At 59.0% G+C, this 22335-nt stretch carries 28 protein-coding genes; 2 read left to right on the top strand and 26 right to left on the bottom strand.

Features of this window, described 5'->3' with window-relative positions; all coding sequences use genetic code 11:
• Nucleotides 1-885: 885 nt before the first annotated feature.
• Nucleotides 886-1212, top strand: a complete 327-nt coding sequence (locus ERD78_RS18960; protein ID WP_180029226.1) for a hypothetical protein — start codon at nt 886-888, stop codon at nt 1210-1212.
• Nucleotides 1213-1214: 2 nt separating this feature from the next.
• Nucleotides 1215-1874, top strand: coding sequence for an SOS response-associated peptidase (locus ERD78_RS18955; RefSeq protein WP_129971468.1), 660 nt, complete (start codon nt 1215-1217; stop codon nt 1872-1874).
• A gap of 479 nt (nt 1875-2353) precedes the next feature.
• Here the strand turns inward: ERD78_RS18955 and ERD78_RS18950 are convergent, their stop codons facing one another.
• The 26 genes from ERD78_RS18950 to ERD78_RS18830 all read right to left on the bottom strand — a co-directional run bounded on the left by ERD78_RS18950 (nt 2354) and on the right by ERD78_RS18830 (nt 22333).
• A complete protein-coding gene (locus ERD78_RS18950; protein ID WP_129971467.1) occupies nt 2354-2830 on the bottom strand; it encodes a hypothetical protein in 477 nt (158 codons plus the stop codon).
• Nucleotides 2823-3305 (bottom strand): glycoside hydrolase family 24 protein, encoded by a 483-nt coding sequence (locus tag ERD78_RS18945; RefSeq protein WP_129971466.1) that lies wholly within the window; start codon nt 3303-3305, stop codon nt 2823-2825. The genes ERD78_RS18950 and ERD78_RS18945 overlap by 8 nt, the downstream gene beginning before the upstream one ends.
• The gene (locus ERD78_RS18940) at nt 3293-3583 is read right to left on the bottom strand and encodes a hypothetical protein (RefSeq protein ID WP_129971465.1); all 291 of its coding nucleotides are present in this window, start codon (nt 3581-3583) and stop codon (nt 3293-3295) included. The genes ERD78_RS18945 and ERD78_RS18940 overlap by 13 nt, the downstream gene beginning before the upstream one ends.
• 1 nt (nt 3584) lies before the next feature.
• On the bottom strand, nt 3585-3917 hold the full coding sequence (locus ERD78_RS18935; protein ID WP_129971464.1) for a hypothetical protein: 333 nt from the start codon (nt 3915-3917) through the stop codon (nt 3585-3587).
• 61 nt (nt 3918-3978) lie between these two features.
• Entirely contained in the window at nt 3979-4425 is a 447-nt protein-coding gene (locus tag ERD78_RS18930; protein ID WP_129971463.1) for a hypothetical protein, read from the bottom strand.
• Between the two features lie 9 nt (nt 4426-4434).
• A complete protein-coding gene (locus tag ERD78_RS18925) occupies nt 4435-5742 on the bottom strand; it encodes an autotransporter outer membrane beta-barrel domain-containing protein (protein WP_129971462.1) in 1308 nt (435 codons plus the stop codon).
• A gap of 1 nt (nt 5743) precedes the next feature.
• Nucleotides 5744-10312 carry a host specificity factor TipJ family phage tail protein gene (locus ERD78_RS18920; RefSeq protein WP_129971461.1) on the bottom strand — a complete coding sequence of 1523 codons (4569 nt, stop codon included), beginning with the start codon at nt 10310-10312 and terminating at the stop codon, nt 5744-5746.
• Complete coding sequence (locus ERD78_RS18915) at nt 10303-10641, bottom strand: hypothetical protein (RefSeq protein ID WP_245152537.1); 339 nt, start codon at nt 10639-10641, stop codon at nt 10303-10305. Before ERD78_RS18915 ends, ERD78_RS18920 begins: the two co-directional genes overlap by 10 nt.
• Nucleotides 10642-10772: 131 nt before the next feature.
• Complete coding sequence (locus ERD78_RS18910) at nt 10773-11183, bottom strand: BPTD_2524 family lipoprotein (protein ID WP_129971459.1); 411 nt, start codon at nt 11181-11183, stop codon at nt 10773-10775.
• Nucleotides 11184-11239: 56 nt separating this feature from the next.
• On the bottom strand, nt 11240-11524 hold the full coding sequence (locus ERD78_RS18905) for a hypothetical protein (RefSeq protein WP_129971458.1): 285 nt from the start codon (nt 11522-11524) through the stop codon (nt 11240-11242).
• Nucleotides 11521-11793, bottom strand: coding sequence for a hypothetical protein (locus tag ERD78_RS18900; protein ID WP_129971457.1), 273 nt, complete (start codon nt 11791-11793; stop codon nt 11521-11523). The genes ERD78_RS18905 and ERD78_RS18900 overlap by 4 nt, the downstream gene beginning before the upstream one ends.
• Nucleotides 11790-13277, bottom strand: coding sequence for an alanine-zipper protein (locus tag ERD78_RS18895; protein WP_129971456.1), 1488 nt, complete (start codon nt 13275-13277; stop codon nt 11790-11792). The genes ERD78_RS18900 and ERD78_RS18895 overlap by 4 nt, the downstream gene beginning before the upstream one ends.
• A gap of 2 nt (nt 13278-13279) precedes the next feature.
• The gene (locus ERD78_RS19835) at nt 13280-13426 is read right to left on the bottom strand and encodes a hypothetical protein (RefSeq protein WP_167668993.1); all 147 of its coding nucleotides are present in this window, start codon (nt 13424-13426) and stop codon (nt 13280-13282) included.
• Nucleotides 13426-13710, bottom strand: coding sequence for a hypothetical protein (locus tag ERD78_RS18890; RefSeq protein ID WP_129971455.1), 285 nt, complete (start codon nt 13708-13710; stop codon nt 13426-13428). Before ERD78_RS18890 ends, ERD78_RS19835 begins: the two co-directional genes overlap by 1 nt.
• A 10-nt stretch (nt 13711-13720) precedes the next feature.
• Complete coding sequence (locus ERD78_RS18885) at nt 13721-14242, bottom strand: DUF1833 family protein (protein WP_129971454.1); 522 nt, start codon at nt 14240-14242, stop codon at nt 13721-13723.
• A complete protein-coding gene (locus ERD78_RS18880; protein ID WP_129971453.1) occupies nt 14239-14586 on the bottom strand; it encodes a hypothetical protein in 348 nt (115 codons plus the stop codon). Before ERD78_RS18880 ends, ERD78_RS18885 begins: the two co-directional genes overlap by 4 nt.
• Nucleotides 14586-17138, bottom strand: a complete 2553-nt coding sequence (locus ERD78_RS18875; RefSeq protein ID WP_129971452.1) for a phage tail tape measure protein — start codon at nt 17136-17138, stop codon at nt 14586-14588. Before ERD78_RS18875 ends, ERD78_RS18880 begins: the two co-directional genes overlap by 1 nt.
• A complete protein-coding gene (locus ERD78_RS18870; protein WP_129971451.1) occupies nt 17135-17482 on the bottom strand; it encodes a DUF1799 domain-containing protein in 348 nt (115 codons plus the stop codon). Before ERD78_RS18870 ends, ERD78_RS18875 begins: the two co-directional genes overlap by 4 nt.
• A 35-nt stretch (nt 17483-17517) precedes the next feature.
• Entirely contained in the window at nt 17518-17931 is a 414-nt protein-coding gene (locus ERD78_RS18865; protein WP_129971450.1) for a phage tail assembly chaperone, read from the bottom strand.
• A 17-nt stretch (nt 17932-17948) separates the two neighbouring features.
• The gene (locus tag ERD78_RS18860) at nt 17949-18881 is read right to left on the bottom strand and encodes a phage tail tube protein (RefSeq protein ID WP_129971449.1); all 933 of its coding nucleotides are present in this window, start codon (nt 18879-18881) and stop codon (nt 17949-17951) included.
• 5 nt (nt 18882-18886) lie between these two features.
• Nucleotides 18887-19066 (bottom strand): hypothetical protein, encoded by a 180-nt coding sequence (locus ERD78_RS18855; protein ID WP_129971448.1) that lies wholly within the window; start codon nt 19064-19066, stop codon nt 18887-18889.
• Nucleotides 19067-19075: 9 nt separating this feature from the next.
• Nucleotides 19076-19486 (bottom strand): hypothetical protein, encoded by a 411-nt coding sequence (locus tag ERD78_RS18850; RefSeq protein ID WP_129971447.1) that lies wholly within the window; start codon nt 19484-19486, stop codon nt 19076-19078.
• The gene (locus ERD78_RS18845; protein ID WP_129971446.1) at nt 19483-19791 is read right to left on the bottom strand and encodes a head-tail joining protein; all 309 of its coding nucleotides are present in this window, start codon (nt 19789-19791) and stop codon (nt 19483-19485) included. Before ERD78_RS18845 ends, ERD78_RS18850 begins: the two co-directional genes overlap by 4 nt.
• On the bottom strand, nt 19788-20795 hold the full coding sequence (locus ERD78_RS18840) for a major capsid protein (RefSeq protein ID WP_129971445.1): 1008 nt from the start codon (nt 20793-20795) through the stop codon (nt 19788-19790). Before ERD78_RS18840 ends, ERD78_RS18845 begins: the two co-directional genes overlap by 4 nt.
• 74 nt (nt 20796-20869) lie before the next feature.
• Nucleotides 20870-21220: a head decoration protein gene (locus ERD78_RS18835; protein ID WP_129971444.1), complete on the bottom strand. Its 351-nt coding sequence runs from the start codon at nt 21218-21220 to the stop codon at nt 20870-20872.
• Between the two features lie 18 nt (nt 21221-21238).
• Nucleotides 21239-22333: a head maturation protease, ClpP-related gene (locus ERD78_RS18830; protein WP_129971443.1), complete on the bottom strand. Its 1095-nt coding sequence runs from the start codon at nt 22331-22333 to the stop codon at nt 21239-21241.
• Nucleotides 22334-22335: the final 2 nt, after the last annotated feature.

Here is a 22335-nt window from a genome sequence, read left to right as displayed (position 1 = left end):
GAGCGTATGGGTTCAGGAATTTTGAGAATTACCGTATGAGAGTCTTGGCTCAATGCGGTTGGAATGGTGTAATTAACCGAGTCTAATGAATGCCCTGATCCCCCGATAATGGAGTAGAGCCAAGAAGCGAGGGGCAAAAAAACCAGAGCGCTACTAACGCCCTGGTTTGGTAGATTGACAAGAAGGGGTTATTGCTTCATTTGCATGCCCTCTTGCTGGTCCTGCTGGTCATTACTTGGTCCTGCTGGTCATTACTTGGTCCTGCTGGTCATTACTTGGTCCTGCTGATCATTACTATATCCAACTTGAATTCGCTCCTGAATCCACGCCCCCACATCCGCCTCTAAGCGAACATGGCGTCCAGCACGGACGCGCCGGAGCGTGCCGTCGCTAGCAAGTTTGTAGATGAGCGTCTTACCCATCGCCGTTCGATCCATGACCTGTCGCAGGATGAAAAGACGGGATATGGGCCGCGCATGGTCGGCATAATGGGATAGAGCCTGGCTTCTGTGCCGGCGCAACTCACACATCCAGAAAAAAACCGCCTAGGAGTTGGATCCCTAGGCGGTTCTAACCATTTGATATCACTGGATAATTCTGGCGCGGCTGGCAGGATTCGAACCCACGACCCCTTGGTTCGTAGCCAAACGAACTAAGCTCAGGTTCCATCAATAGAATCAACGTGTTAAGCCACGCCAACTGTACTATTGATTGCCCGATACAATCATTGTAAGTGATTGATTTTCCTAGGGTCGAATGCTTTGAATAGTACAGTTTCAGGGGTCGGAAGCGGCCATTTCCCTGCTGTCAGGCGTCACAGATCAAGGCCCGCCACCGAGCGGCTTCTTTGTGCTAAAAATACTGTACATATTATCAGTATTTATTATGCTCACCTATCGTCAACTTAAAGATATCCAAGAAGGCCATCGCCGCAATCCTGACGTCATGGACTTACTGCGCGAGGTCAAGCGCCTGCGGGCCGTGGCCGTGCTGTCCTATTCGGTCGTGGGATTTATCAGGCTCTGCGACCTGAGCAAGGAAGATCAGGCCAAATTCGAGCCACTGTTCGAGGCCCTCAAAGCTGAGCAATGCGTACAGGGCTGGCGGCGTGCCCGAGAAAAGCGAGAGCATATGAATTTCCCCCATGAAACCGAGGGCCGAGATGGTGACATGGCCTATTATTGGCGGGAAATGCAAAAGACCAGGGAGTAGCCATGTGCGGAAGAGTCAGCCAGGATAGCCAGAGTGACTATTTTTCCTACATCGGATGGCAAAACCCGTTCGACTATGCCCGCAGCCCGAACAGGCCGCCCGGAACACATCCGCTGGTGTTGCATAGGATCAGCGACGGCGCCCAGCACGCGGACACACTGCACTGGGGCTATCTGCCACCCTGGCCAGGCTATAAGCGCGGTCCGGCCAGCAATGCTCGACTGGATACGGTGCTGGGCAAGTCGCCTTTTTGGCGGCCACTACTGGGACGGCGGATCATCATGCCCTGCGACGGCTGGTATGAGTGGACGGGGCCTAAAGGCGACCGGCAGCCCTGGTACATCAGTCCGAAGGACGGCGCGCCGCTGCTTATGGCCGGCATCGCAGCATGGGAGCCGGGTAAAGAGGCGGATGAGCGCCACGGATTTGCCATCATTACGGACGCTGCTGCTGGTGGGCTGGTGGATCTGCATGATCGTCGGCCCATGTGCTTGACCTTGGAAGATGCCTATCACTGGATGGATCCGACGCTTGAGGTCGACTACGCACTCGATCTGCTGACAACGGCCCGGCCCGAATCGGCGTTTCAGTGGTGGGAGGTAACTCGCAAGGTCGGAAATAGCCGATACCAGGGCGAGGATGCTACCAAGCCTATTGCTTAACGATCTCGTTGTACCGTACCTTAGCCGCTTTCAGGTTGTCTCGCGTATCCACCGCACACTGCCCGCCCGGCTGCCATAGCTCGTAGCGATAATCGCCGCGACTCCATATTTTACAGATCGTCCAGCCATCCGGCCCGACCCAGTGCCAGTCATCTGCCTGGCGCCAAATATCCTCTCCCACATCGCCCTCCGTTGATTGGAGGGTAGTTTACTGCTGACTTCATCAGCATTCGCTCACAAATCCATGCGCGAGACAGGCCAATTTTTGCATTAATTCTTGCATTCTCGATATATTTCACTACAATTAGTACTTACTACGGAACGCAGATTTCGTATTTACCTTCCCCATAACAAAAATAACAGGGAGCGTACAATGGCTAAATGGCCTAACGGGTTTTATCGATACATTTGTTTTTGCATCGATATCATCCTTCATCTCCACGATTTAATTCCGCACATTCATTTGTGTCTTCAGTGCACTATCGTTGTGCAGACATGAGGGATTGCACGTAAGCCTGCAGCCCATTCACTCTATCGGCATAGGTGGCAGCCTTTTTTCCCAGGCTTGCATAGTCTGACCAACACGCCGCAACAATGCCGATCCAGTCGGGGTTGGCGTCATCAGTTCTGCTGGTGGCGCCGGCAGCCGGGTGCTTACTATAGGCGGACAGTCGCTGGCGCAGCCTGGCAGCATCAGCATCCAGATCAGCGACGCGAGCAGCAGTGTCAGCCTTGAGCGCCTGGTAGCGCTGTTCAGCGGCGAGTTTTTCATGTTCGAGCCTCACTTGTTCGTTGTAAAGGGCGGTTTGGCGGGCAGCCAGATCGAGCTTGGCCTGTGTGTCACGCTCGGACCAGCCTTGGGCGTGCTGATACCGGCCATAGCCCCAGATTGCGGCCAGAGCCAGCAACAAGCCAGCGGCGCCCAGCAGGTATTTGTTGGCCAGCAGCTTAAACATACGTGCCGCCATGCATGATGTAGACGGCCTTCATTTCACTCATCGAGTAGGTGTGCTGGCCATAGGGTGACTCTGGCAGGCTTGCCCAGATGTCGTTCACTCGCAGCACCGCCTTTTCAAACTCGCCGGCCAGGATCCGGCCGTATGCACGCTGCTCTTTAAGCTGATTGATGGCGTACAGGTCCTGGCTCAGCGGCGAAAAGTCCGGCAGCCTTAGTCGCTGCTGATAGGCCTTCCAAAATCGATACAGGATCTGATACCGGCCAGCAGCGGTCGATGAGAGCGAGGCCGACAGGCGCACTAATTTATTGGGATGGCGGCTGTAATCGGTGAACAAAGTGCCGCCCACCAGGACGTCATAACCGTCGTCGTTTGTCGGCTGGCGGTTATTATCCGTGCCCTCGGTGAAGGCAATGGCGTCCAGGAACGCGCAGACGTTAGCCCCGCCGGCTTGCTCGGGCGTTATTCGCGGCATTTGCGGCTCCTTTTCCAGCGGTGCACGCGATGCGCATGCGACTTGAGCCAGTAGCAGCGCACTGCCATGCAGGCTACCGCCACGTTCAGCAGCACTTCGCTGCGAGGCAGCGCTGCCGGATAGAGCCATGCCCAGCCGGCATTGGCCAGCGCAGCCAGCGAGAGCAGCATCAACGAGAATTTGCCAAACCAGCCATCCTTGACGCGTGGCGATACGACCGCCCAGGCGCTGGCAGCCGCCAGAATCAGGTTGGCAGCAAAATGCATCCAATAGAACATGTCACCCTCCCTTGCGAACGAGCCAGCTGCGGATCACTTCCTTGGCCAACTCCCACCAGTCGGCCTTTCTGATCATGGTCAGAATGGATCCGGCAATGGCCCAGCCGAACATGCCGACAAGGAAGGCGGCGCCGTCGCGCCAGCCTGGCGGCATGCCGATGAGCTCAATGATGGGTTGAGTGAAAAGTGCCGCGATCACGGCACCGACCAGGACCATCACGGCCTTTTGCCAGGGCGTCAGATCCTTGATAAACGCCATTGAGAACGCGGCGCCCACCGCGCCAATGGCAGCGGCCCACAGTTTTGCTTCGGGGAAGGTGTCTGGCGGTTGCATCGCATTCCTTTGGACAAAAAGAAAGCCCGCTCAAGGCGGGCACGAACGGGTAGGTGGCCTACTACGCCTGGATCTGCGCAGCAGCCGTAAATAGATCATCCATCTGAGCGGACGTGATGCCGGCCTTATCGGCCAGGTACGCCAGGGCGGGGCTTGGGCGCTCCCAGTCCCGCGCCTTGGCCCAGGCCCACTTGACCTCAGCCGGCGTTTGCGCATCGTCCACTGCGGCCTGCACCGCATCCATGAGCCCGGCCTGGATCAGCGCGATGCCGCCCTGGGCAGCGGTGACCCGCTGAGGGATGATGGGCGCCGGGGCCACGAAAGGCGCAATCGGCCCGAAGTCGCCCGCCACGGCGCGGTTATACAGCTCGACGCCGTGCGCCTCGATGTCTGCCGCGCAAGCGTTAAACGGCACCGTTTCCCCCAGCTCGACAAAAAACACGTCCATGCCGATGAGTGACCCATCCGAAGCGGTGTAGTGCAGGTTAGAAACCTCTGTGTATTGCATATGGATTCCTTACGCGTAACGAAAGAATTCGCCCACCCGCTGCGCATCCGGTGTGCTGCTGTTGATCGAGCCAATCTGGGAGCAGGACTTCCAACTGCCCGCCACGCCTGGATCCGTTCGGTGCTGGCCAGCGAATCCGGCCGGACGAATATTTGCGCCACTAATGGTCGTGCCCAGATTGATGGTTCCGCTGACGCCGACCCATGCGGTGATGTAAGTGCCCACCGAGCCAGGTGCCAGGCCAGCCAGCGTTGCGCTCACCCCTGCCGATGCGCCGGAAACGCTTGCCCATGGAACGCCCGATTTATCAGTAAAGAGAGTGTCGGTCTCCCAACCACCGTTATTGATACGCCGGCGCTGATTGATGGTGCCGTCCACGTTGTGCACGAGGTGAAAGGTCCAGCGACCGACGCCGAATTCTGCGCCATTGTGTAGCGAGTAGCCGACGCCATACTTGCCAGAGGGCGAGCCAGGCGACGAGGTGCTGGCGGTCCAGACCTGCAGATTGATGCCACCCGAACCAAAATCGACACCAGTCAGACCCGTCGCCCCCGCCGAATGTAGGCCGAAGTTGCCAACCGCCACTAGCCTGCCATCGGTGGCGTCATTGTCCGACTCGGTGGCCGTTTTCGATGCAGCCGTACCCAGGCCAGTCGCCTTGGTGCCATCGATCTCGGTGAAGGTCACGGTGACGTTGCCTGAACCGTCAAAGGTCACATTGTCGGCTTTGGCTGCGCCCGTAAAGGACCAGGTGCGCGCCGTCTTGAGTTTGGCCGCCGAGCCATTGATGTTGATCGAGGCCGTGCCTTCGAGCTTGGTAGCATCCAGACTACTGACCGGCACCGAGACATCAGCCGAGCCGTCAAAAGTGGCCGAGCCTGTTGCTCCGCCGGTCAACGCGATCGTACGCGCCGTAGCCAGCTTGGCTGCAGCACCGGTCGTATCGATGCCGGCCGTGCCTTCCAGCTTGGACGCATCGAGCTTTGTGACGTTGATGCTGATGTTCTTGGTGCCATCAAAGGCGGTGGCCGTGCCCGTTGCCGCGCCCGAGAGCGCGATGGTGCGCTCGGTCTTGAGCTTGGCCGCATAGCCGCTCACGTTGATCGCGTACTCATTGGCCAGGTCTACCCAGCCGGTACCATTCCAGCGCTGCCATTTTTTTGCCGCGCTCGTATAGCGGATCGTGTCCGTGGGCACATTCGTGGCCGTGGTCTTGGCCGGATCCAGTCCCTTGGCCAGATCGTCAAAGCGCCCGTCGACCTCGGCCACGAAGTCAGCGTAGGCGCTGGTGATGGTCGGTTTTGCGTGGTCTGCCATGTCAGTTGCCCTTTACAGCCCAGGAGACCGTGCCGCTGGCCCGATTTCCTGATTGATCGAATAAATAGATGCGCATGCCCTGCGGATAGGTCAGCAAGGCGCCCGAGCCATTGGGCCCGGTGATCGGCGCCGTGAACGAATCGGCCACAGCGGTGGCCACCGTCACGATGGCCGGTTCCCGGTTCGAAAAGCCCAGGCGTACGGCTTGGCCTGCCACCAGGCCGTGCCCGGTCACATTGACCGTCACGGTCCCGCCAGTGACCGAATAGGTGCCCGATAACACCGCATCCTGAAAGTCATACACCGCCGTGAGCGGCGTCGTGCCGGCCGGTGTCACCGTAATCGAGGACACGTCCAGGAACGGCACATTGAAGTTGGCCACGGTGCCCTCGCTGTCCGAGGCCAGCACGTCCGCCTTGCCGGCATCGTTTTTGAGCTTGGAGGACAACCGGCAGGTGAGCCCCGAGAGCCGGTACACGCCCTGGCCGCCAGACTGCGAGGCGGTCAATGTGAACCGCACGTAACGGAAATTGGTGCCGAACACGTCGGTCACATTGGCGTTTTGCGACCAGGCGCTGCCATCGGCGGACGTTTCGATGAGGGTCGAGATCTCGGGCGCGCCATCGATGACCGTGCCGTTGATCGACATCGTGACCCGGCTGGAGGCCACGATGGTGCCGAAATCGAACGTCTCCTGATACGACCCGGACAAGGGCGTGGGCTGAATATAGACCGGATAGCCCGCCGCGACCTGGTCCTGCGGACTCGCCCAGCTATTACCCTCGAAATGCTCTTGCCAGGTCTCGGTCAGATTCACCGGCAGTATCACGCCCTCATCGTCCAGCAGCGCCGAGCTGAGCGTGCCATCGAAACTGGAGACCTGCTCACCGCGAAACACGAAATCCGGCGGCTCGGACACCGACACCGCAATGCTTACGGGCTCCGATTCGTAGCCATCCGTGTCGACTGTGCTTAGCCAATATGTATAGAGACCAGACTGTAGCTCCGCCACAGTCGTAAAGGATCCCTTCTTGGCGCCAATCTCTAGCGCGCTGGCCCAATCAGACCCCGACTTAAGGTGCGTATGCGATACAGGCAGCGTGGTCTTATCAGGTAGATTCCAACGCAGTTGAACGCTGTTATCGATCACTTGTGCACGCACATTGGTGGGCGGCTTGGGCACCAATTTGGTGATGGAGGCCTGCAGACCGTCCGAGACGCGCCCCAGGGCATCGATGACCTGTATGGTAAAAAGCCGATCCCCGATCCAGTCCGCCGGCAGGGTGATGGTGGCGCTGCCCACGGTTTTGACGATATCGGCGTAGCTCACCCGGTAGGCGCGCAGGCCGAACTGTGGCTGCACCGGATCCCAGTCCAGCGTAATGGTGGCGTTCGTCAAGCTGGTGTCGGCAAACGTTTCGCGCAGCGCGCCGATATCGGGCACCGCATCAGCGGTGAACGTGACGGTGGCCGATGATTCCGAATACAGGTTCGCCCCATTGATGGCGCGCACGTACCAAGTGGTGGGCACCTCGGGCGCGCCAGGATCGACCAAGCACCCGGACACATCGCCCTTGAAGAGATAGCCTGGGCCGCCCCAGCCCGAGTCCGTCAGGCGCACCTCGTAGCCGGTGACGTCTGGATCCGGGTTGTCCGGCCAGTTCAGCTGCAGGCGCGCCCCTTCAGGCGTGGCCACAATGACCCCCGGCACCGACGGGCGCACCGGGATGGCCTGCACGCTGTAGGTCAGCACCGAGGGCGTGCCCCGGCCGGTGATGGAGGCCGGCTTGACGGTGATGCGGATCTGATCGCCGGCGCGGGCCTGCACCGTTAAGCTGCGATCCAGCGTCTGGATGGCCGGACGGGCCTGGCCGTTGATGGCCACCAGCACGTCCGCCGGCACAGGCGAGGACAGCACCCAGGCCAGCATGACGTCCACGATGCCCGTGAGTGTATTGACCACGCCTTCCTTGGCCGTGAGCGAGAGTACGACACCGGCCAGCAAGGCGCCATCGCGCGGCGGCGTGTACGCATACGGATTGTTCTCACTGGCGTAATAGCCTGGATCATCGTCAATGGCCGTGAATTTCACGCCATCGGCGGTCGGCTTGACCTCGGTGATCTTAAAGCGCCGGCCAGGGGTTGCCAGCGGATCGAAGAACCATGCCCAGTCCATGGCCACTGTGTCGTCATAGCCCTCATCGCCAGGCAGGGGAAAATCGTCCATGTCCGAGGTGATGGTCAGCAAATCGACTTCGCCGACCTCTGAGCTCACCGATACGACCTTCATCTGGTTCTCCGGCCCGCGAATCATGAGTATGCCCGTTCCATCGGCCGGGATGAATTTGTCCAGCGTGATGGCCTGGCCAGCACGGGCGAGCAGGCGGCCCGAGTACCCCCAGACCGTCAGATCGTGGCTGATCTGCACCACGTCGCCCCGGTTCGCCACCCAGCCCTCGTAGTCTGTCTCCCACGACACGCGTCGGCGGTGCCAGATCTGCGAGGCAGCCAGCAGGTTGCAATCTTTGCCCACTATGGCCGGATCGGTATAGCCCTCAAAATCAAGCTGCAAAGGGTTGTTGGTCGTGGTAGCGCCAGGCACCTTGACCCGCACCTCATCCATTTGCCAGTTGCGCGCCGGGTTAATGAAGTTGCCGACAATCTCGTCTGCAGTGCCCTCGTTGATGTAGTCGATCTCGAAGGTGCCCGCCTTGATGTTGAAGGGCCCGAACATGGCCGTGACCGGTAAGTCATCGGCATCCCACACCACGCCGAGCTTGCCGGTCTGCCAGGTGGGCGAGGCGCGCCCGGCTCGGGCAATGATCTGCAGCATGTCGGCGGTCGACATCTTACGATCCAGCACGTAGTCGAAGGTCAGGCCCTTTTCGTCACAGAACGCGGCCCAGGCGCGCAGCGCATCGTAGTCGTACTGATCCTGCGTCATCCCGCCGCCAAACATGCGCTCGCCCGATGCTTTGCGCTTGCCATAAGCGAAATACAGGAACCACCAAGCCGGATTGCGATTCTGCTTCCAGACCCAGGCACTGGTTGCCGTGTCCCAGACCGAGCAGTACACCTCGGCAATCGCACTGAGCTCATCGATGGCCCCGTTTAACTGATTGGTGGCCCGGATCCGCACGGCCACGCGCAGCTGGCCCGTGTAGTCGGCGGTGTCGGGCTGATAGCACAGGATCTGATTGACCGCGAACTCGTTCGATTCGCGTGAATTCTTGATGTCAGCCGTGGTCTTGACGATACGCACCTCGTACTGACCCTTGGGAACGTCCCATCGGATCGTCTTGCGCGTGATCTCCTGCTTGCTGCCGGTAATCCGGATGCCGGGCGTGGTGCTGATGAGCGGATCCGGTGCCGTGCCATACCAGGGCTGACCTGATGCATGCGGGTGCGGCACCCAGCGCCAAACGAACGTGCGATGCCGGTCGATGCAATACTCGCCCGAGCAGTCCTGATATGGGTCGCCCTCGACCGTCTCGCCATCGGTGTGATCAGCGGCATTGGTCGACCCGTAATCGATCTGCCGCGTAGGCAGATAGGGATTGCCGGTATCCTCCTGCAGTGACCAATAATGCGTGGCGTAGTTGCTCACCGTGCCGATATCGGTCCAGGTCGAAGTCCCCACCTTGCGATACTGCAGCCGGCCATCAAGCGTGCGGGCAGCAATCTTGCCGTTGTCCTGGACGTAATACAGCTGCGCGGCCAGCTCCACGCTGATATGGGTGGTGTCAATCGGCGTGGTGCGCGTCATCCAGCCATCGGCGCTACTGACGACAAAGCCGGTCAGCGTATCCACATTGCCGGGAAACATCGTCAGCTTGCCGTCGCTCTTGGAGACCTGGATCTGCACGCCCTCATAGTTCGAGATGGGCGTATCGCCAATGCGAAAGTCCGAGAGCACCACGCGCTCGGCCTGCAGACCAAAGTGAAAGACCTGGTTCAGGTACTGATCATCACCGACGTACTCGGTGAAGTACTTGGCCCCGAGATCCGGCACGACCTTATGGCGCCCGAAGATGACCGTCATGGGCTCCCACAGGCGCAGGCGGTTGCGCCCGCCCGAGATTGCATAAGTGGGGCTCGATTCGTACTTTCCGCCAGTCGAGAGCTTGGGCGCGGTGGCCTGCGGAGGTGGCAGCAGCGCGTTGATCATCAGCGATCCGCCGATCATTACAAGGCTGGTTGCCACCGCAGCAGATAGGCCCAAAGAAGTGCCAAAAGCCGTTCCAGCCAACCAACCGCCCAATTGTGGCGCGGCAATGACCAGTGCGATCATCGCTACAGTGCGTAGTACCTTGGAGGCGCCGCCACCGCCAGTAGCCCGCGCCCGGATAACGATCTGATCACCGGAGCGAGGAATCAGACGACGCCAGAGCGCATCGGGCACGCGATAGCCGTTATGCCAGACAGCGACCGGTCCGACAGGCACAAACACGCCGGTGCGCTTGATGTAGGCACCGAGCGTTTCATTGGGCAGAAAGGGCTCGGCCACGTCAATACGGCCATCGCCCACCAAAGCATGAGGATGGACGACAAGGGGAAGGGTTACAGCCATTGATAGAACCCCTCAACCTTAAAATGCAGACGGGTCAGATCACGCAGCCGCTCGCGCGTGACGAACCCAAAGGACTGATTGGCATGCAGCACCCACCACTCATGAGCGATCCAGCACATGACGCCAATGTGGCAGCTTTGGCCGCGTCCGATGAGCAGCACCGGCTGGCCATCTATGGGCGCAGCCACGCGAACCGCGTAGTCATCCTTCAGTTCGTCAACCTGACGGGCCTGGGCGCGGATGGTGGCAGCATGAGATACAGGTAGCGTTATTTCTTTGCCCAGCACATCATTTGCCACGCGCGCAGCCAGAACGGCACAGTCAGCCATTTCTGGAACGTACGCGATATTGACGTATGAGTCAGACCAATGCATTTGCAATGCCCATGAAAAAGGCCCTGCGAGTGCAGGGCCAGTCGGAACAAAAACCAGTGTGAGTTCTTTTTAGTGATGCTCTTTAATCATTTGCAGGCGGCCTCTCCATCAAGCACCCACCGTTTGAGCAAATCGCCTTTCTGGCTGGGAGAGCCGACGCTATAGTGTGCCAACACGCGGCTCGAATCATCGTCGACAGCCTTGATATCGATTACTTGGTACACATCGACGCCCAACCCGCCATGTAGCTCGACGGAGACCGTCCCCGCTTTGATGTCCTGATAAAGGTCACCGTGCACGACAATCTGTGCGGTGATCAAGCCGGACTCGTGGCATTTTCTTGATTGCTTCAGTACTGTGCGGTAGACAGCCTGATAGTTTTCGGGCGCAGTGAAGGTATAGGCGCTCTCCGGGCCGAGATTTCGAACCCCATCCAGCGTGGCGGGCGCACACCCACCCAACAACACCAACGCCGCAACAATAACCAGTGCTCGCATTTTTCCTCCTTTATTCTTTGTGAGGAAATCCTACCACGCCAGCCATTCCCTCATCCTCAAAATCCCTCGACATACCCCGCAACCCCTGCCAGCACAAGCACAGCAGCCACAGGACACAGCAGATCGAGCCGAGCATCAGTAGTCCAATTCCAGACATCGAAAGCCCTCCAGGGTGGCAGGTGCGAGGGATCGCCCAGGTGATACTCGCGCTGCGCGTGTTCACGGCCCAAGAAAAAGGCCGCACCGAATGCAGCCCCGATCCACCAATTGCCCGATATCAGGCCTATGACAGCCTGCATGAGCACCGCGTAGGCCGCGTGCTCAATATTGGTTCGGTTCATGACTCATCCCCCGCAAACACCCGATACGGGCTGTTCGGGCGCTCGATCCTGTACGGCTCAAGCTCCGGCACGGGTTCGGGCGTGTTGACGTGATAACCCGGTATGGCAGTTGGGGCGACAATCACGGTGCCATCGTCGTCCCATTGGCCGCCCTCATGGATGGTGCCGATGATGTCGAGGTTGGGCATGGTCGGGCTTCCTTCGGCGTCCTTGGGCACCACCGAGTCGAATGTCTGTGCGTCAGGGAAGCGGTAGAAAACTGTGCTCATGATGTCAGGGCCTCTAGTTGCGTGTCGGACAGGGCGAGGGGGTAGTAGGAAATAGCTTTACTGATCGCCTGCGCGCCAAAGGATTGGGTGTTGACAAGGCCACACAGTTCGGCCCTATCAAACGTCGTCACAGAAAACGGGGAAGAACCGACTAGTTCGCCATCTTTGACAAACGCCACGCGGCCCTCTTTGTAAGAAACCGCCACTTTCAAGTCCAACGGCAGCGCGGGCGTCGTCCATTTGATCGTTTGGACGCCTGCGCCAGTCGTAAAGCCAACCTCAAGTGTGTTGCCTGAATTGATGCGAATGCCGAGAAAACTATTTGTTGTGCCGTCAGACAGGCCAAGCAGATAAGAATTGGTACCGACTTTAGATAGCCACTTCGCGTCAATAACAAAGGTCCCTTCGCTGGGGTTAAACCAATCGCTGAAATCGCTGCCGGCAATGATCGCGGAATCGGCTGCGCGCGTACCTTGTGAACCCGAAGGCGTCTCGATATAGGACGAGCATTTTGCCGCGCCCTGCTCAAGCATGAAGCCGCCAAACCAGAAGCCTTTCGTGCCGTCATAATCGCCGGTGTTCTGCGCTTGTGCTCGCAGATAGTGTCTGCCACTCTCTTGTGCTGTCGGTATGCCTTCGAGCTTTAAAAGATAGACGCCATCAGCAAGCGGGGTCGCGGACACGGTTCCTTGACCTGGGGGAGGCGGGGTAGAGATGGCAGGAGGACTGACCGAAAAGTCCACGGTGCACCACTGAACGCTTGCGCCAGCAAGTCGTATCGCTATTGATGTCACCTCGGCTGGTTTCACCACCATCTGCGCACTGTTTAGCGTTCCTACCGCCGTCGTGTTCGCATCCGACTTCTCCACGAAGTGCTCGCCCACCTCGGCGGTTGGAGCATACTTGGCCATCTTGTACCCGGCAAATGTCGCTTGCTCAGTTATATTGCCGCGCACAAACCCGTACTCAGTGGGAACGCCACTGCCGTTAAGGCAGTTAGTAGCCTGCGCCTGCACCCGAAACCCCAATGCCCGCCCCGTAGCAGGATCATAAGGAAACGCAGGCACATCAGCGCCCAGCGTCACCAACTTGCCAGAGGCGTTATAGATTGTGTCGGCACTCGCCCGCGAAAACGTTATCCTCGGATCGAGCCTGCTGGCCCCGGCAAATTGCCAGTCTATGGTTGGATATGGGCCGTCACCGTAGCGCGATTGCATGAGCATGGCGCGCAGGTTGTCGCGTTCGAAGGCCGATTGCACGGCCAGCGTGTCGACGCCGGCCTGGGCCTCATCGGCGGCCTGGCCTGCGGCATCCGCCGTGTCCTGGGCCTGCTGTGCAGCCTGGCCGGCGAGGTTGGCGGTGTTCTGTGCGGTGTCGGCTGCAGACTGCGCGCTATCGGCCTTATCGTCCAGATAGGTGAAATTGCCGTCCACCTCGGCATTGGTGAGCGGCGATCCCTTCTCGTTTCGTAATACAAGTGGCATGGTCAATCCTTCGTGTAGAGTTGCGCGAAGTAATCAGTTGCATAAGTGTTGTAGTGGCGTGGCGGCACGATGAGCCGGACACCGTCGATCATCAGACACGACACCGCAACCGCCGTGAGCTGAACTGTGTTGATGATTCTGGCCTGCATCAAGCACACCTCGCACGGATGACGATGGTCTGCTTGTCGTAGACGGTCATCTCTCCCACCACGACCAACTGCGCGTAAAAGGTGCCGGGATTTGCTGTGGCCTGGGCTGTCAGAGGAACATGAATAGTCTTTCCATCTTCCTGCAGGAAGGCCTCCAGCTTGAGCGGTTCGCAGGAACCATGGGCTGATACCCAGTACTGCAGCGTTTTGCCGGTCAAATCCAATCCGGATACGGCAAGCTCAATGACAGGAGTCAGATCACCCTGCACAAGTTGTAGCGCCATCGTTGAATCCTCAGTAAGCACCAGGTGTTGTCAGCGGATCAAAGCGCATCGTGACCGCCGGCTGCATGAGCGTGTTCTGAAAGCCCAGGTCACTGGAAACCTGGGCGTTATTGATGTGGATCCCAGACAGATCGAGCGTCATGTCGAATTCGATATCCGGATTGCTGGCCAGGGTGTAATCCTGGGCAAAATAATCGGTGGCATACTCTTCATTAGATGAGCGCAGCACGGCCAGGATGCGACAGCGCGCACCTTTGCCGCCGTTGGAATATTCCAGCCACTGCGTGAGCTCACGGCCCACGTTATCGACCGACAGCTGCGCCTTGGGCGTTTGCTGGTCTACGTCGTCCGGCTTGATGAGCGTAAAGGCCGTGGCAAAGAATGTGTGGCCCTCGACAACGATGTTTTCGTTGTCATTGACGAACCGGGCAGGCTCGGCCAGATCCGGGTGCGTGATCTCGATGAGCTGCAGCAGCGGCTCATCGGCGCTTGTGGCCAGCAGGTTGCGACGGCCGGCTTTGGAGTAGCTCATCCGATCGTCTCCAGCTGGCACTGCGCAAGCCACACCACGCCGGGACTGGTCCAGCGATATTTGCCGCCCACGATCCGGGTTTTCTTTGTCACGCCATCCAGTGGATCGAGCCAGTCAAACCAGCCGGCTGCACCCGTAAGTTCCTGGCCTGCCCATTCGTCGAATGCGAGCTTGTCGGCCAGGTTGTAGACAAGAATAGTGGCCTCGCGTGTGACGACGGGCTTGTTCCAGCGCGGGCGCTGCTTGGCCAGACCGCCGTCCATGTCGGTGCGCAGAACGCCATAATCCGGCTCTTCGGAGAAGCCCGGCAGCAGGATCTTGGCGTAGGAGGGGAAGGTTGCCATTACGCCAGCACTCCGCGAATCTCTGACCGGAACGCGCCGCTGGTTCTCGCCTTCTTGAGCCACACGTCAATCACCCACTGCTCGCCATCGAATTTGGGCGCCGTGGTTTGACCCTGCATGCGCTCGCCGCCCTGATTGATGATGTTGATTTTGACGTTGGGCGCAGCGTTCTGTCCCGCTACTGCTCTGACACCCAGATTACCATCTGGGCCACGCTTGAGCGGCAGTATTGCCTCTGGGCCAGCCTCGCCCATGACATTACCCCCACGCGCGAAGAATGTGGGCTTGTCGACCACGGTGTTGGAATAGGCTGATATGCTTGGACCTGCATAGACGTTGCCCGTGGCGTTTTTGTAGACCCAATCCACACCAGGCGTTACGCCCGATGGCGCCGATTGCCCGCCGAAGAGGTTGCCGAGAACGTTGCTGGCTGCTTGGGCCAAGGGCCCGGTAATGTTCTGTTGAACCGCCATGCGCACCATATCGTTGATTACGCTATCGGCGAACTCTGAGAAACTGAGCTTGCCGGTAGTCACGAACGTGGTGATCGCATCCTCCATGCCCTTGAATGCATCGGTAAAGAGCGTCTTGGTCTGGCTAGCCACGTCGCGCGTGGCATCCAGGTAATCAGCCAGGCCCGCCGTGGCGCCATTGCGCCACTCGGCCTGCTCTTGGCGCAAATCCAGATAGTATTGGCGCTGCAGGGCAAGGCGCTCGTCCAGATTCTCCTGTAGCAGCTCGATCTGGCGTTCATAGGTTTGCTTGCCAATATCGCCTTCGAGGAATCCTTGTGATGCGCGCTTCAGATCACGCTGGTAATCACGCATGATCTTCTGGCGGGCGCGTAGCTCATCCTGTGCCTGCTTGCCAAGGCCTGCACCCGCCAGCTGCTCTTCATATTGTTGCTGATCCGCCGCCAGGGAGGCCGCGAGGGATGCGCGCAGGGCGTCGACCTTTACGGCCTCCTTCTTTGTGCGCAATTCCTGCTCCGCGGCCACATTGCGATCCAGTTGGGCACGGATGAGGCTTTCATTGAGCAAAAGACTCTTCTGATCAGTGGTCAGAACCTTCTTTTCCTTCAGATCAGCAAACAGCTGCTCATATTTAAGCCGCTCCTGCTGTGCCGAGGTGAGCTTTTGTTCGCTGGCAAGTTGCGCCATGGTGACGGTCTCACTCTGGCGCAGTCGTTGCAGCAGCTTGGTGGCGGCGTCATCGTGAGAACCCGAGGAACCACTTTCCTTGAACTTGTTGCGAATGGCCGCCTCGTCAGCGGCGATCTTCGCGGGATCGAGGAATTTCTTGTATAGCTCGGAATCCTTGGCCGGATTAAGGGCGCGAATTGCCTTGAGATTGTCCCGATAGTCCTTCAGCGCCTTGTTCAGTTTGTCGGTTTTACTGGCGGACTGCTCGCGCAGTTTGAGAATGGTGTCCTCGGCCGAGATAGCCAGATTCTGAGCGCGAATGTCGTCAGCGCGAGCGCGCGCGGCAGCATCCCGCCATTTAATCAGGTCGCGCAATCCTTCGCGGCGCGATTTAAGTTTGGCGAGCCTGCCAGTTAGGTCGAAACCGCCTTCGCGTTTCGCTATCTCGGCATCTATTTTGGCAAGCTCTTCCTGGGCTGTGGTTGTGCGCCCGACATCTTTCATGGCATCCCAGGCACCAACTACGACGCCCTTGAGCGAAGACCATGCGCGCTCCATATAGCCGACGCTTTCTTGCACTTCCTGCGCGCGTTGTTGCACCGCAGAGGCATAGGTTCGCTGTGCCAGCGCAGCCGCATCGTCTTTGCGTCCCTGATCCTCCAGGGCTGTGATCTGCTCATACACAGCCGCAGTCAGAAAATGATACTGGCTATTAAGCTTGACAATGGCATCTGAGGGCGAATCGGCGAGCGACTCAAACTGATCTATCGTTTTCTTGATCGCCTGGCCGGTGGCATCCTCCATGGCAATAGCGGCAAGGCCAACTTGTTCAATGGCGCTGCCCGCAATCTTTCCTGAGGAAACTACCTTGACAAGCGCTTCAGCAGCCTTACCCGTCGTGCCTGCCGTCTTGCCTACGCGTTCAGCCATTTCGGCCAGTTGATCGGCCGTGATCCCCGCGTAATGTCCTGTGGTGATGAGCGCCTTCTGGAGCGCCTGCGATTCTTTTTCCCCACTAATATAAGCAGCCGCGAGAAGCGCAGCGCCGCCAGCCACTATTGTGAGCGGGTTAATAAGTGATATCAGCGTGCTGCCCAGTGCGCGGGCCGCCGGCGCGATGCCGCCAAACATGTCTTTCAACTGTCCGCCTTGCTGCAACAGCACAGACATGGGCCGCTGCCCGGCCTGCAGCGAGGTCACGATATCCGTGATCTGGGCCGGCACCCCGCGCATGGCCATCGATAGTTCCTTCTGGCTGCGCCCGTAACGGGTGGTGGCCACCGAGGCGCGGCTTAAGGCGGATTCGGACTGCCGGGCAAAATCCACGGTAGCAGCCTGCGCCGACGACATGCCCCGGCGCAGGCTGTCCACATCGGCGGTCAGCGTTACGCCAATTTGCTTGTTGGTCACTTGGATAATTCCTCAAGAACGGCCGATTCCATCGTGCGAACGTCACGATAGGCCTGCGTGCGGTTTGAGCCACGCAGGCCCAGCATGCGGATGGCTGCCTGGACCTGGGTGGCGGGCAAACCGAGGCGAGCCGGCACGGTCAAGCCACCGGAAAGCCACGTCCAACTGGTGGCCAGATCCAGAAAGAGCTCGACGGACTGCCAGTTCTCAGGCCAGACCTCAAAATGCTCGGTTTGCTCATGGCGCTGCGCACCGCGCGCTGCCGCAATCACCTCAGGCGGTGCGCCGGCGGCAAGCAAGGCTGCCAGCACTGTGTCGTCAGGAATGAAGTCGCTCGCAGGCAACTTCCCACCCCTGGTCCAATACCGGGCAGCCTCAACTAGTTTTTTTCTCGCGCCCCCTCATGTGCCTTGAAAAAGCCCCGAAACAGCGCCGGTACCAGTTCTGGATAGTCCGACAGGACCTCGGCCAGCGCCTCCTTGCTAAAGGGCTTTTCGCCACCCGAAGCGTTCTGCACGCCAGACCAACCCACCATCCGGTCAACAAGGAATGCATCATCGCTATCGTAGGGCCAAGCGGGAATGGGTTTGCCATCCTCGCGCTCGATGGGCTCGCGCCCCATGCTTCTCAGGCCGTGGTTGACGGCGCCATCGTTCAGGTCGGTCAGCTCCTGGCGCTGCGCACGTCGGTATTGGGCAGTAAAAGACAGTTCCACGGTGGAGCCGTCTTCTGTATAGACGGACACAGAAATGGGAAACGCCACAATCGGGCGCTTTGCGGGAATAAATGCCATGAGTGTGAGGCTCCGGATCAAGTCAGAACGATTTCGATCTCATCATTGCCCTGGCCGGGATTGATGTTCAGATCGAGGTTCAGCATTGCAAGGTTGTTATCGTCCGAGTACGACGGGTTGGTCAGTTGCGTTTTGGGAAGATTGACCGTGACGATGTTGCCCGCTGTCGTGCCGTGCGTGATGGACAGCGCCTTTTCGGCTGCGGTCAGCACCAGAGAAGGCCAGTTCAGATCCGTGATGCTGGGCAACTGCAACACCAGATTGCCGGTGGGTTGGCGGTTGGTAATTTCCGCGCCTTCACAGCTAATGTAGGAGCGCCATTCGATCTGGTTTGCCACATCGAAGGTAAGCGCCTGCAGGCAACCGGTGTACGAATCCAGGCTCCAGGTGGGTGTATTGGTCTTGTTCACGCCCAAAGGCTTCATGAACGCGCTGTAATCCGCCCCCGTGGGATTGGACTGATCGGTGATGGGAGAATAGGCGCCCATGAACCGAAAACGCATGAAGGGAATGCCTTTAGCGGTGATATCGAACGAAACCGTGCCGCGCGCATCCACAATCTTGTGAAACAGGCCGTCCAGATAGTAGTGCAGGGTCAGCAACTCGAAGTTGCCCGAGATCGGCGCATAAGTGACGTCAGTGCTAGCGGTTACGGTCTCAGCAAAGCCGCATGCGCGCAATAGTGGCCCCCATGCCGGCGCCGTACCGGCGGCGCCCGAGCCGGCCAACTCGACCTCGCCCTCGATCTGCGCGTACTTGGTGGTCGGAATCTGGCCCGAATTGCCCATGTAGGGACGAATCAGAGCGCGCTCGACATACTCGGCACTGAGCGGCGTGGCCGTTACGTTGCGCAAAAGGATGGCGTTGGCCGCGGCTGTCGGAGAGGCATCCGTGCCGGCCGCCGTCTGAATTTTCGCAAGCAGCAGCGTTTTTTTAGTGGACTTTGCCATGGTTGTCAGCCTTTCGAAGGTTGGAGGATGCAATCAGCGCACTGCTCGGTGCGTTGCACCAAGGTGCGCTTGCCGGTGGCCGGATCGCGTGTATAGCTGCCGCCCTGGCCCCAGTAAGGATCCGGTGTGGGCGGTGTGGCGGGCGGAATATCGAGCACCACGGGCGGTGCTTCGCTCTTGCTCATGATCGTGTCCTATAAAGAGTGTTCGTCGGTCTGATAAATGAGCCTGTACCGTTTGGTCACGACCTGGCGGGTAAGGTCGCCATTGGCATATTTGGGCTCATCCGTGCCGTGTTCGTTGACGCTGACCAAGCCTTCAGCGGTAAACCCCATCACGATGGGGTGGGCGGCCTCAAACACCGCCTCGGCCAAATCCAGATGCTCATCGCCTGCCGTATGGACAACAAGCAGGATTTCACGCTCGCGGGTGGCCATGGAAACGGGACTGTCCTGCACCGATTCGGCCCCAGGCAGGATGCTCAATACCTGCCTGTCTTCCCGATTCAACGCGCGTACGGGCGATTTTTCTATGCGTGCAGGAAAGCCAGTACCGCTCTCGAACGCGTCGATAAGCCCCGCGATATAGCCTTGCAACTTCGTCACGACAACGCCTCCAGTGTGGCAATCGTCCAATACCCGTCACCCTGGGCCAGCGGCTCGTTATTCACCCGATACAGCTGACCATGAATGCGCACCTGACTGTCTAAGGTCAGATTCGGCATTTCCGAGGTGGTGAATTCGATGCTGTAGTCTGTGGTGTGGGCTTGGCCGTCCAGTACATACTCCTGGGGCCGGTCGAACCGGGCCATGAAGGGCTGGTCAGGCTCGCCCTCCCGGACGAGATAGACGCGCTCGCGCACGCCTATCCGTTCGAAAGCCCGATCAAACCGGCTGTTGTCCCAGATCACGATTTGGTCAACTTGATGACGATGCGCGGGCGTGTGCAGATGGTCAGGGGATTAGATTGCGCCTCAAGCTCGACGCCCTTGTTGAAATCCAGCACGTTCTGCGCCGCATAGTACGGCAGGCCCAGGGTATTGACCGTTTCCATATAGTCCGCCGGAGCAAACCGGGTCTGGAAGGCGCTTTCACCAGCCAGTATGGGAATCAGATAACCCGTATCGGTATCAATGAAGGTCGTACTACCCACCTTGCCGTAATACTCCTTCCAGACCACTTCACCATAAGTGAAGCCTTTGCGTAAGTCGTCGCGTAAAAACTGGCCATCATTCCAGCGATCAAATGCCGTTTCGACGCTCGAATGGGTGGTGAACGCATCGTAGAAGCCGCGCCCGACGATGCCAAGCCAGCCAGTGATGACTGCCGCTCCACCCAGCGCATCCTCAGCCTTACGCTTGGCGTCGATGATCTTCGATTTCACCTTGGTGCCCGTTGTACCCAACGCAAAGGATTGCGTCTGCTGCGTCAGGCCGAAGCGATCAAACAGATCCAGCAACACCGTGGTGCCGTCGGCGTCGTAAACATTGCCTGTCACAGCACCGAGCTTGTGATACATGAGCGTCGTATCGATGCGCGCGCGCATCCTCATGATGCGTTGATTAATCAGTCCCTGTACCGTCTGCACTTCGTTTTCGCTGCCAAAGGCGCGTACATTCTGCACCTCGTCGGCGCGCACGACCGAGCGCAAAGGAAGATGCAAGGTATTGAAGGGAATCAGATTGCGCTTGGTTCCCAGGACGATATCGGCTGGCGCGCCTCGCGACGCATTGGGTACAAGCACCAGCTTGTCGTTGTCCTTTTCGATGGATACCGAAGTCGTGGTGACCCCTTCTTCCTCGAACAGCGGATCGAGTAGCGTAGGGACCGCCTGGCCTTCAGGATTGGTGTTGATGGCCGCAGTCAAAGACTGCACGGAGAATGCATCATCATTGAATATGTCGAGAGTCGGCATTTAGAGCTCCAGAAATGAAAATGCCGCCTCTGACGGGCGGCCGGATGTAGGTTTAAGGGTTGAGGTTTATGGGATCAGCCGCGAACAATGATGTCCAGATCGGCCAAGTCGGTTTGTGCGTCCGCATCAAGACCGACGAGCCGGTCCTTGGCCACTTCGGCATTGCGCACAATGACCGTCACGTCTTGCGTGTCAGTCGAAATGGGCGCATGGCCGTACAGGATGGCGACAGCGGTTTGCTCGCCTGTCGTGGCTTCGGCGTCGTACGGGACGAAGTTACCCGAGGCGGTGACCTTGCCAAGAATTTGGCCCGGCACCAACGCTACGGTGGTGGCTGCGAGCGTGACTTGCTCGCGGGAGATTTCGCCATTTCCCTCGGACAGGAGAAATTCGGCGGGATGGTTGGTTTCCGTAAGGGTAGTCATGTTGACTCCTGCTGAAGGTTAACGAAACTGGCGCGCCGCAGCTCGGGCGCCGTAAATCGCACTGGGGTTAATGGAAACAGCCCGAGGATTCGGGCTGTCATCTGGGCGCTGCAAGTTGCTGATCGTGCCTGCCGAGCTCTGTACGACATGCTCGAACAGGCGTGCGCGCACTGCCTCCACGCCAAGGCCGGTGATGATGAAGTCCTCGGCCTTCTCGGGCAGTTTTGCGGCGTCACACAAACCGTCGATCTCCAACGCTTCGGCGATGCGCGCATCGGCCTGCTCTTTCGTTGCCATCTCCGAACTCAGCAAAATGCTGTTCGATAGGTGGGCGATGCCCTTGGCCTTGCACGCCGTGATGACATGCCGGGTCAGATCCGATGCGGACAGTTTGGCTGCGGGTTCGGGTTGCCCTGCTGGCTCGGATTTGGGCTGCGGCGCGGGATCCGGATCCGACTGGGGCGCCGCCTCGGGCTCGCCCTCCTGCAGTGCCGTGAGCAAGTCTTGCGGCGTGCCCTTGTACTTGGCCAGAAGGTCTGCGGCGCGCATCGATGCGGCCAGCTTTACAGGCTCCTCGATAAGGTCGCAGAACCCCAACGCCTGCGCTTCAAGCGCGGTCATCCAGGTCGTTTCGTTCATCATTTCCTGGACCTCTTCCTCGCTCTTCCCGCTCTTGCCCACATAAGCGGCCACGATGCCATCGCCCGCCTTATCCATCATGTCAGCCGTGGCGCGCAGCTCATCGGCTGTGCCCACTGCCGACGTCCAGGCTTTATGGATCATGATCATGGCGTTCTCGGGCATGATGATCCGATCACCGGCCATGAGAATGAGCGAGGCGGCCGAGGCGGCCACACCGTCAACGCGGGCATCGACCGGCAACTTATGTCGGCGCAGCGCGTTATAGATGGCGAACGCATCGAAAACGTTGCCGCCCGGACTGTTGATCGAGACGACGATGCGAACCGCGTCCTGCGTCACCTCGTCCAGTTGCTTCATGAATTGGCTGGCCGTCATGCCCCAAAAGCCGATCTCCTCATAGATGCGGATTTCGGCTACGGTTTCGCCATCGACCTGCAACGCCTTCATGGCGTACCAGTTCTTCTTTGCCATTG

The organism is Allopusillimonas soli (genome assembly GCF_004153445.1).
GTDB classification, from domain to species: domain Bacteria; phylum Pseudomonadota; class Gammaproteobacteria; order Burkholderiales; family Burkholderiaceae_B; genus Allopusillimonas; species Allopusillimonas soli.
The sequence above is the reverse complement of the archived record's forward strand: the minus strand, read 5'-3'. Positions and strand labels throughout refer to the sequence as shown.

Bases quoted from the DNA above. Each gene is read 5' to 3' on its own strand.
- ERD78_RS18960 (WP_180029226.1), top strand. From the start codon at position 886: ATGCTCACCTATCGTCAACTTAAAGATATCCAAGAAGGCCATCGCCGC.
- ERD78_RS18955 (WP_129971468.1), top strand. From the start codon at position 1,215: ATGTGCGGAAGAGTCAGCCAGGATAGCCAGAGTGACTATTTTTCCTAC.
- ERD78_RS18950 (WP_129971467.1), bottom strand. From the start codon at position 2,830: ATGTTTAAGCTGCTGGCCAACAAATACCTGCTGGGCGCCGCTGGCTTG.
- ERD78_RS18945 (WP_129971466.1), bottom strand. From the start codon at position 3,305: ATGCCGCGAATAACGCCCGAGCAAGCCGGCGGGGCTAACGTCTGCGCG.
- ERD78_RS18940 (WP_129971465.1), bottom strand. From the start codon at position 3,583: ATGTTCTATTGGATGCATTTTGCTGCCAACCTGATTCTGGCGGCTGCC.
- ERD78_RS18935 (WP_129971464.1), bottom strand. From the start codon at position 3,917: ATGCAACCGCCAGACACCTTCCCCGAAGCAAAACTGTGGGCCGCTGCC.
- ERD78_RS18930 (WP_129971463.1), bottom strand. From the start codon at position 4,425: ATGCAATACACAGAGGTTTCTAACCTGCACTACACCGCTTCGGATGGG.
- ERD78_RS18925 (WP_129971462.1), bottom strand. From the start codon at position 5,742: ATGGCAGACCACGCAAAACCGACCATCACCAGCGCCTACGCTGACTTC.
- ERD78_RS18920 (WP_129971461.1), bottom strand. From the start codon at position 10,312: ATGGCTGTAACCCTTCCCCTTGTCGTCCATCCTCATGCTTTGGTGGGC.
- ERD78_RS18915 (WP_245152537.1), bottom strand. From the start codon at position 10,641: ATGGCTGACTGTGCCGTTCTGGCTGCGCGCGTGGCAAATGATGTGCTG.
- ERD78_RS18910 (WP_129971459.1), bottom strand. From the start codon at position 11,183: ATGCGAGCACTGGTTATTGTTGCGGCGTTGGTGTTGTTGGGTGGGTGT.
- ERD78_RS18905 (WP_129971458.1), bottom strand. From the start codon at position 11,524: ATGAACCGAACCAATATTGAGCACGCGGCCTACGCGGTGCTCATGCAG.
- ERD78_RS18900 (WP_129971457.1), bottom strand. From the start codon at position 11,793: ATGAGCACAGTTTTCTACCGCTTCCCTGACGCACAGACATTCGACTCG.
- ERD78_RS18895 (WP_129971456.1), bottom strand. From the start codon at position 13,277: ATGCCACTTGTATTACGAAACGAGAAGGGATCGCCGCTCACCAATGCC.
- ERD78_RS19835 (WP_167668993.1), bottom strand. From the start codon at position 13,426: ATGCAGGCCAGAATCATCAACACAGTTCAGCTCACGGCGGTTGCGGTG.
- ERD78_RS18890 (WP_129971455.1), bottom strand. From the start codon at position 13,710: ATGGCGCTACAACTTGTGCAGGGTGATCTGACTCCTGTCATTGAGCTT.
- ERD78_RS18885 (WP_129971454.1), bottom strand. From the start codon at position 14,242: ATGAGCTACTCCAAAGCCGGCCGTCGCAACCTGCTGGCCACAAGCGCC.
- ERD78_RS18880 (WP_129971453.1), bottom strand. From the start codon at position 14,586: ATGGCAACCTTCCCCTCCTACGCCAAGATCCTGCTGCCGGGCTTCTCC.
- ERD78_RS18865 (WP_129971450.1), bottom strand. From the start codon at position 17,931: ATGGCATTTATTCCCGCAAAGCGCCCGATTGTGGCGTTTCCCATTTCT.
- ERD78_RS18860 (WP_129971449.1), bottom strand. From the start codon at position 18,881: ATGGCAAAGTCCACTAAAAAAACGCTGCTGCTTGCGAAAATTCAGACG.
- ERD78_RS18855 (WP_129971448.1), bottom strand. From the start codon at position 19,066: ATGAGCAAGAGCGAAGCACCGCCCGTGGTGCTCGATATTCCGCCCGCC.
- ERD78_RS18840 (WP_129971445.1), bottom strand. From the start codon at position 20,795: ATGCCGACTCTCGACATATTCAATGATGATGCATTCTCCGTGCAGTCT.
- ERD78_RS18835 (WP_129971444.1), bottom strand. From the start codon at position 21,220: ATGACTACCCTTACGGAAACCAACCATCCCGCCGAATTTCTCCTGTCC.
- ERD78_RS18830 (WP_129971443.1), bottom strand. From the start codon at position 22,333: ATGGCAAAGAAGAACTGGTACGCCATGAAGGCGTTGCAGGTCGATGGC.